We start from the raw sequence: 8839 nt of genomic DNA on the forward strand, positions 1-8839 counted from the left end.
AGACCATACGACAGGAAACCTGACTTATGATTCTTTAAATGTCCATGATAACCTGAATACAGGCATGTATATGAATGCTAGCTACGGAACCAATATTATAACAAACTGCATGGTTTATGATAACGGAAAAATAGATGGTAATACGGACAGAGGTGGCATTGGTATCCAGGGTGGAAACATAACCATTATCAATAATGAAATATGGAATAATGGACCGAATGATGGTGACGCAGACATGGAAATATCCGTCGCTGGAGCTACAGGTACCGTAGACATCATTGAAAACTATATTCATGATTGTCTACAAGGTTGTATACAAATTGCTGACGGTGGACACGGCAGCACTATCGCTAATAATGTTATTTCCGGGTTCTCAGAAACAACGGCAACAACAATGACCTCTCGAGGAAAATGGTCTGGAATCCGCATTGGTGGTGGTGGTATTGGTGGTGATGTTCAAAACATACGCATCTATAACAATATTATTACTGGTGGAATAACCCCAAAAAACGATGTTGGCATACATGCTGGAAGAGATGCCGCAATATTTGTATCTCGCTTTAACAACTCCGGACTGAGCATCAAAAACAATATCATCTACAACAATGAAATTTATTCTGTCTATATTGACTACAGTGCCAGGTTTTCTGATGTGACAGACTTTATATTTGATAACAACATCTATGAAACCAGTGATAACAAGGCAAAACTCAACTGGCAGACAAGAGATAAATACACCCTGGATGAATGGAAAACATCCGCATTAGAAGATGGTCTGAATCTCGACACCAATACGTCAACACGCACACCCGAGATAGTTGCCGATAATATCAACACATCACTATTAAACATCGCAAATAGCACACGTATTGAAACCATAAACCCTGGAACATATATATATCAAAACCAACAGTTACTTAAAATCATTGAGACAAGCTACATTATTGCTAACCTGCCACAGGATCAATCACTGTTCACAACAAATTACACCTTAGTAAACGTCCCAATCAGCACTAGTAGCATAGAAGATCAACCACTACCCACTATAGAACCCAGCATCATAGAGGATCAACCACTACCCATTATAGAAAAACTCAGCACTATAGAAACTCAAAACACTTCAACAGGCAACGAAGGGGATCAAACGATTATTTCAAACGATATAACAGAACGTTCATCCAGGGCTTTAACACCCGTCACACGCCTAGCCACCCGTTCCAGCAAATTCAATAGCCGCCGTTTGAAACATAAAAGATCCGGGTTTTCCTACATCTTCTAAAGTTTAACTGGAATCCTTAATATCCATCAATGGACGCATGGCATGTAACAGATTCTTGTAGATATTAGGGTACTGCGATTCTTCATTAGCTAATAATGTCTTCATATGCTGACGCTGAGTCGGCACATCAAAACAAGCGGGGCAATTTTCCATGATAACGGGTAGACCAGCCATCTCAGCATACTCACGAGTCAAATATTCACGCACATAAACCAATGGACGAATAACCCGCAAATCACCTTCACTCACCGTATAATTCGCTTTCATCGTGCGTAACTGACCATTATGAAAAGCCGACATCAAAAAGCTTTCAGCCAAATCATCCAGATGTTGTGCCAGCACCAGCACATTGTAACCCTCACGCCTGGCTGTACTATACATCACCCCTCGTTTCATACGTGAGCACCAGGAACAATAGGAAGGATTCGTCATATATTCCTTACCCATATCCATAATAGGCTGGCTCTCAAAAAAATAAGGTAGACCCATATTGGTTACATAAGGCTTCAATGGTGATGGATCAAAGTCCTTTGTCATGGGATCAACCGTAATCACCCCAATCTCGAATTTTACTGGCGCACAGGCCTGCAAATGGCGCAGAATATTCAACAAGGTTAAGGAATCCTTGCCGCCGGAAAGTCCCAGCAAGATACGATCCCCATCTTTGATCATGTCAAAATCAGCAATCGCCTTGCCTACTGCACGAAGTAGGGGTTTAGAATGTTTGATGACAACCCTGGGGACAGACTTTGATTCGGAGACAGACTTGAAATCTGTCCCTAAACCTTCAATACCATAACGTGCCGTCAGACAATATTCATCACCGGCAGCAATCTCAATAATATCACTGGCAGCATTGCTGACTTCTACACAGAGAAAGCGTTGATAATCCTCATCTGCCAGATCCTGCATTTTTGCACAAGTCTCCTTCCAGGGATTCCATACCACCATCGTCTGACTACCCTCGGAATGAATGACGATCTTGCGCTTCAACTCTTTATCATTAATCGACAAGTCCCCCACTGAACCACAATAGATACGGTCAACCTCATCCGTAATAACAACATCCCCCGGTTGAGTTTTTTGTTGACCACCATCCACCTTATCAATATAGGGGGTATCGCCCAATCCCGACAAGCTGACTTTATGAATATCCCCAAGCCTGAAATAGGTATGCAATGCCTGCGTGATGGTAAAGGACTGATCACCCGTATTCAGGGTGCGCAGACAGACTGTCAATGTATCCGCTAACGTAATTTCCATAGTGAGCTTGAAGTGACAGGGCCAGATTGCCCGGGTCTCCGCACTATCTTCAAGCCCCAGTATTACCTGTGTACCCCCTGCGTGAGTAAGCCCTGTCTCCAATACCGTCCATAGTCGGGTGCGTGCAATGCCATGCGCCGCCCGCCCCAACCCATCCGGGTCAGGACCAAACCAGGGCCAACATACAGGGATACCACCCTTGATCGCCTTGCCCTCTTCATAGAAGGCATGATCGCTATTAAACAGAAGATCCTCAGACTCAGTAACAGGCTGAAAAGAAAGCACCTGCCCGGCATAGATCGAGATCAAGGCACGCGCCTTTGTATTCTGTATCTCAATCATCGGCAAGCCACCCCTGCCCTCGATAAAGGTCAGTTGATCCGGGATTGCGAATATATTGTTTAGTTGTCTGATATCTATATTCATAATCACTGCTATCCCGTTAAGGATTATTTTGCTTCTGTAATGACACGATTTTAATTGAAAAAAATATGTCCGGTAAGGTCGAGACATGAATTGCAAGGCCGACTCTGCTTCAGCAATACGGACAAAATCTCGATCATTATAGATAGGGGGCAGACCTAAGGTCTTTTGCCCCCTAACCGCCTATAACTCCCTCAGAGCATCTGCCGCAACCTCTCTCACCTCGGCATCATCATCCTTAAGCAAGGGCTCGATATATTGTCTTGCCTCGGCACTCTTGCTTAGCCCCAAATAATAACAGGCATCAATACGCACCTGCGTTTGTTTATGTCTTGTATGTTCAGCCAGTACATCAACACTATTCATCAATAATACACTACCCGACAGGTCTTCCATAATAACACCAATACCAATACGTGCGGACAACGGGGTATCCAGATCAGCTATCAAGCGAATCAAGATTAAAAGGTTTGAGGGATCATCCTCAACCAACTGTTGAACCTTGCTGAGTTCGCCGGAGGTCATCAGCTCGGAAAAATAATCACCCATTGCTGTTGGATCATCAACCCGTTTGATCCATTGCTCCAGTTCAGTCTGTGAGTGCAGACCGGTTAACTCAAATGGGCCTATCCTGATCCACGGAATAGATCGAATATTATATTCCTGTGCACGTTCTGGATAGTGCTGGATATTCACTACCTCCAAGGTACCCATTGCACCTGATTTCACCAGATTACCGAGCACCGTTAATACGGATGAGCAATGTGGGCAGTCGGCACTGATAAATAATAGTACGGAGGGAACTCGTTGCATAATATTTGCTCTCTTAAGACAGGATTGGGGTCTGTCCATGACCTTCAATCTAGCGTAGTATTAGTCGCAATACAAATTTAAGGAATTATAATCCATGGATTTTGAATGGGTTGCAATAGCAATGGGCGATGTCACCTGGATATCGCTGGCCTTTTTTCTGGGCTTTCTGGCAAAACTGATTAGCCTGCCACCTTTGGTGGGATTTCTGGCGACTGGTTTCCTGCTCAATTATATGGGAATTGCAAGTGGTGAGACCTTGCACAAACTCGCTGACCTGGGCATAACACTCCTGCTATTTACGGTGGGTCTAAAGCTTAATCTAAAGGTGCTGATCAGGCCTCAGGTGTGGGCCGTCACGGCACTGCATATTGCCATCATTATCGCCTTGTTTGGTACAGCCATCTTTGTCCTCGCCCTGATGAATGCACCCCTCTTCTCTGGTCTGGATCTCAGACTCTCTTTGATGCTTGCCTTTGCCCTGAGCTTCTCCAGCACGGTATTTGTCGTTAAATCACTGGAACAGAAAGGCGAGATGCGATCACTACATGGACGTATTGCAATCGGTATCCTGGTAATGCAGGATCTGGTTGCGGTTATTTTCCTGGCGGCATCCACAGGCAAGGTTCCTTCCCCCTGGGCACTGCTATTATTCTTGCTCATTCCGCTGCGCCCTGTGTTTCATCACTTATTACAAAAGACAGGGCATGGTGAACTATTGATCCTGTACGGACTGGTTCTAGCACTGGGTGGCTCTGAGCTATTTGAGTTAGGCGGGGTCAAAGATGATCTCGGTGCACTCATTATGGGGGTCTTGATATCCACTCACCCTAAGGCAACCGAGATGGCAAAATCCATGCTTGGCTTCAAGGATTTGTTCCTGCTGGGATTTTTTCTCTCCATCGGTATGTCAGGACAACTCTCACTGGAGGCGCTGATTATCGGCCTGCTACTGGTACCCTTTGTATTAATTAAATCCAGCCTGTTCTATGTGCTGATGACACGCTTGAAACTACGTGCACGCACCTCGCTTCTAGCCACCCTGAACCTCAGTAACTACAGTGAATTCGGCCTTATTATTGCCGCTATTGGTGTCACTAATGGCTGGATGGATGCTGAGTGGCTGGTAGTGATGGCTATCGCACTCTCCTTCTCCTTTGTTCTTGCTGCCCCACTCAATAATATCGACGACAAGATTTATAGTCAGTTCAGAACATTCTGGATAAGATTTCAACATAAAGAAAGACTCCCTGACGACAGGCTACTGGATACACTCGGTGCCACTATTGCTATCTTTGGCATGGGCAGAGTAGGCAGTGGTGCCTATGACAAGATGCGTGAACATCATGGCGAAACCGTCATTGGCATTGATTTTGATACCGAGTTAGTTAAAAGACATCAATTAAAGGGACGCAATATACTCCACGGTGACCCCAGTGATGCCGACTTCTGGGACAAAATAGAGAAAGACCACAGCATAAAACTTGTCATGCTGGCATTGCCCAATCTTCAGGCCAATCTGGACGCACTGGATCAACTCCGTATTATATCCTTTTCCGGGCGTGTAACGGCCATTGCACGATTCCCGGATGAGGTCGATTTTTTGCAAAAATCAGGCGCGACCGCCGTCTACAACATCTACACGGAGGCGGGTGCTGGATTTGCTGAACACGTTGAACATAACGCACAGCAAGACCAGGCAAGCCCCTAAACTGACCCCACAAGCACAGGAAACTTATGAAAAAAGAATATATCGCACCCTGGGAAAAGGCATTTGATAGCGTATTAACGCCCTTTGAAGACTTCATTCACAGCCAAACCACCAGTGGTATTTTACTGATGCTGTGCGCAATAATCGCACTATTTATTGCTAACGGCCCATGGAGTGATGGCTATTACAATCTGTTGCAAATGCCATTTACTATTGGCGTAGAAGGGTTTCAATTATCCAAGTCCCTGCATCACTGGATTAATGATGGTCTCATGGCACTGTTTTTTTTCGTCATCGGACTCGAACTCAAACGCGAGATACTGGTCGGCGAACTGGCCGACCCCAAACTAGCGATACTGCCTATTGTTGCGGCCATTGGCGGCATGCTAGTTCCTGTTGTTATCTATATGATGATCAATCCCGAAGGACATACCTTTGATGGCTGGGGCATACCCATGGCAACTGATATTGCCTTTGCTCTGGGTACGTTGGCATTATTGGGCAAGCGCATACCCAAGAGCCTGTTAACCTTTCTTGTTGCACTGGCGATTGTTGACGATCTCGGTGCGGTTGTTGTTATCGCGCTATTTTATACAGAGACCATCAGCATCCCCGCACTGGCGACTGCCATCGCCATAATAGGTGTACTAGTGGCATTAAACCTGGGTGGTATTCGTCGTCCCCTACCCTATATGTTACTCGGCACCATTCTCTGGATCGCCATGTTAAAAAGTGGCATTCATGCCACACTGGCAGGCATCTTCCTTGCCTTTACAATTCCGATGCGCCCAAAATATGACCCCGGTCGTTTTCTAGCTCATATCAATGGAATGGTTGAACAAATCAAACAGGCCTACCAGAAAGAAGCTAACATTATTAAAAATGATGAACTCCGTTCCCGTGTTCAGGCCCTGGGTGAAGGTGTACAACTGGTACAAGCACCGGCTCAAATCCTGGAACGAAAGATGCACCTGCCATCCGCCTATATTATTATCCCGATCTTTTCTCTCGCCAATGCCGGTGTCCCCATCGACTGGTCAGCCCTAGGTACAATTATCACCCACCCGGTCTCGGTGGGTATCACAGCCGGTCTGGTTATCGGAAAATTGGTTGGCATTGCCGGTTTCGCCTGGATTGCGGTAAAACTGGGCTTAACCTCGCTTCCACACGATCTTAACTTCAAGCACATTATTGGTGCCGGACTGATGGGTGGTATTGGCTTTACCATGTCCATCTTTATTGCAGAACTCGGTTTTGTGCAACACCCCAGCGATCTCCTTATGGCTAAAACAGGGATTCTTATTGCCTCGATAATTGCTGGTGTCTCGGGGTTTCTCTGGTTATATTTCACCTCGACAAAAGCCATACAAAAGGAAGAATAATTATCTGTGTAAATTATTATGAAATAAAAGCACTTTTCGCTATAATTCACATCACCTTAATATAACGCACTATCACTCATATGAAATTTATTGAAACGCGCGGTAATGATGGCCAGCACCCACCCCATGTCAGTTTTTCTGAGGCCATCCTGAGCCCCATATCATCGTTTGGTGGCATCTATTCCCCTGAATCCTTGCCCGACCTCGGCAATGACTTTTTACAAAAACATATTGATGCCGATTACAAAACCCTGGCGCGCAATCTGTTAATCGCTTTTGAGATTGATATTGATGCCGACGTGATTGAAAAGGCACTCGATCTATATGATGAATTTGATGACAACAGTAACCCGGTACCCGTAAACAAAGTTTACCATGACCTCTATGTCAGCGAGTTATACCACGGTGCCACTCGTGCATTTAAAGATATGGCATTACAGCCCTTCGGCCTAGTGCTTTCAGCACTGGCACAAAAGCGCAATGAGCATTATCTGATACTTGCAGCCACCTCGGGTGACACAGGCCCTGCCGCACTGGAAACTTTTAAAAACCGCAACAACGTACAGGTTGTTTGTCTGTATCCCGATGGCGGCACCTCCGATGTGCAGCGTCTGCAAATGGTTACTGAAAATGCCAGCAACTTAAAGGTTATTGGTATTCACGGTGACTTTGATGATGCCCAAAGTGCCCTCAAACAACTACTCGGATCGGCTACATTTAAACAAAAACTAGAGCAAAAAAACATTCACCTTTCAGCCGCCAACTCAGTCAACTTCGGGCGAATTATTTTTCAAATTATCTACCATATTCATTCCTATCTTGAACTGGTACGCCAGAAAGCCATAGCTTTAGGCGACAAGATCTACCTTAATGTACCCAGCGGTAACTTCGGCAATGCGCTTGGCGGCTACTATGCTATGAAGATGGGACTGCCAGTTGAAAAAATCCTGATCGCCTCAAATAACAATAATATCCTCACCCAGTTCATTAAAGAAGGTCGCTATGATTTACGCAATAAGTCAGTCATCGCCACTACTTCACCGGCGATGGATATTCTGAAGTCATCCAATATTGAACGCATTCTATTTGATTTGTTTGGCGCGGCACGCGCCAAAGAACTCATGCTGCAACTGGATAAGGAACATCATTACCAATTAAGCCATGATGAATTAACGACACTACAAGATATCTTTACTGCTGACTTCTGCACCGATGAAGAAGGTAAAAAATACATCAAGAATGTCTTTTCAAAAGGCTATTTAATAGATCCACATACCGCCACCTGTTTCAAGGCCTATGATAACTGCCGGGATAAACCATTAAAAACCATCATCTACTCAACTGCAGAATGGACCAAGTTCTCACCCGTCATTGCCAATGCCATCACCGGCGAGGTTGACACACAGGATATTGATGCACTGAAGTCGATTGCCGAAAAAGCCAATATCAAGATACCGACGGTTATCAGCGCGTTATTTGAAAAAGAAATAGCACAGAATACGCTGATTGATAAAGAAGATATCGAGGCTGAAATTCTGTCGTTTATATAATTAGACGAAAGAATTTTTTATGATTTCTTACGTCTAGCGATTCCAATTAAACCTAAAAGACCAGAACCAAATAACCAAACTGCTGCCGGTACAGAGACAGCAGGTGTTTCGCGGTATAACAGAAGATTAACTGCGTTTCCATTTATCAAATGGAGTGCATCTAAATTTGTAATTGTGCTCCAATCATCAAGGTCATCAACATCGCCATTCCCATTAAATCGGCCAAGACCAATTTCATTAGAAGACCCTCCTGGTGTGTCGTAGGTAGACAAAAAGGCATAATAATCTAATGAAGAAAAATGGGATGCTCCGAAGTCGCCGTCATTGTAACGTAAGCGCAAAATAAACCCCACTCTATACACCTGAAATAATTTTCTGCACTCTGTGGTTTTACAATCAGAGGAATAGAACATGTCCGATT

At 44.7% G+C, this 8839-nt stretch carries 6 protein-coding genes and 2 pseudogenes; 4 read left to right on the forward strand and 4 right to left on the reverse strand.

The features are described from left to right. A partial coding sequence (locus GXP22_00390) for a hypothetical protein (protein NOX07948.1) occupies positions 1 to 1279 on the forward strand: 1279 nt, incomplete at its 5' end. Positions 1280 to 1282: 3 nt separating this feature from the next. On the opposite strand, the gene GXP22_00395 is transcribed toward GXP22_00390, so the two are convergent. The 3 genes and pseudogenes from GXP22_00395 to GXP22_00405 form a co-directional block, all read right to left on the reverse strand. Then, positions 1283 to 1951 (reverse strand): tRNA 2-thiocytidine biosynthesis protein TtcA, encoded by a 669-nt coding sequence (locus GXP22_00395; protein ID NOX07949.1) that lies wholly within the window; start codon positions 1949 to 1951, stop codon positions 1283 to 1285. Positions 1952 to 2065: 114 nt separating this feature from the next. Continuing rightward, positions 2066 to 2968 (reverse strand): annotated as a pseudogene (locus GXP22_00400) (D-hexose-6-phosphate mutarotase). 180 nt (positions 2969 to 3148) lie between these two features. Then, a complete protein-coding gene (locus GXP22_00405; GenBank protein ID NOX07950.1) occupies positions 3149 to 3778 on the reverse strand; it encodes a HEAT repeat domain-containing protein in 630 nt (209 codons plus the stop codon). A gap of 94 nt (positions 3779 to 3872) precedes the next feature. On the opposite strand from GXP22_00405, the gene GXP22_00410 reads away from it, so the two are divergent. The 3 genes from GXP22_00410 (at position 3873) to GXP22_00420 (ending at position 8418) form a co-directional block, all read left to right on the forward strand. Continuing rightward, a complete protein-coding gene (locus tag GXP22_00410; GenBank protein ID NOX07951.1) occupies positions 3873 to 5486 on the forward strand; it encodes a cation:proton antiporter in 1614 nt (537 codons plus the stop codon). 26 nt (positions 5487 to 5512) lie between these two features. Further along, positions 5513 to 6868, forward strand: a complete 1356-nt coding sequence (nhaA, locus tag GXP22_00415) for a Na+/H+ antiporter NhaA (protein NOX07952.1) — start codon at positions 5513 to 5515, stop codon at positions 6866 to 6868. 80 nt (positions 6869 to 6948) lie between these two features. Further along, positions 6949 to 8418, forward strand: a complete 1470-nt coding sequence (locus GXP22_00420; GenBank protein NOX07953.1) for a threonine synthase — start codon at positions 6949 to 6951, stop codon at positions 8416 to 8418. A gap of 17 nt (positions 8419 to 8435) precedes the next feature. On the opposite strand, the pseudogene GXP22_00425 reads toward GXP22_00420, so the two are convergent. After that, a pseudogene (locus tag GXP22_00425) lies at positions 8436 to 8525 on the reverse strand (PEP-CTERM sorting domain-containing protein). Positions 8526 to 8839 lie beyond the last annotated feature (314 nt).

Source organism: Gammaproteobacteria bacterium (assembly GCA_013151035.1).
GTDB lineage: Bacteria > Pseudomonadota > Gammaproteobacteria > JAADJB01 > JAADJB01 > JAADJB01.

Coding starts and splice junctions, on each gene's coding strand:
- GXP22_00395 (NOX07949.1), bottom strand. CDS start 1,951: ATGATCAAAGATGGGGATCGTATCTTGCTGGGACTTTCCGGCGGCAAG.
- GXP22_00405 (NOX07950.1), bottom strand. CDS start 3,778: ATGCAACGAGTTCCCTCCGTACTATTATTTATCAGTGCCGACTGCCCA.
- nhaA (NOX07952.1), top strand. CDS start 5,513: ATGAAAAAAGAATATATCGCACCCTGGGAAAAGGCATTTGATAGCGTA.
- GXP22_00410 (NOX07951.1), top strand. CDS start 3,873: ATGGATTTTGAATGGGTTGCAATAGCAATGGGCGATGTCACCTGGATA.
- GXP22_00420 (NOX07953.1), top strand. CDS start 6,949: ATGAAATTTATTGAAACGCGCGGTAATGATGGCCAGCACCCACCCCAT.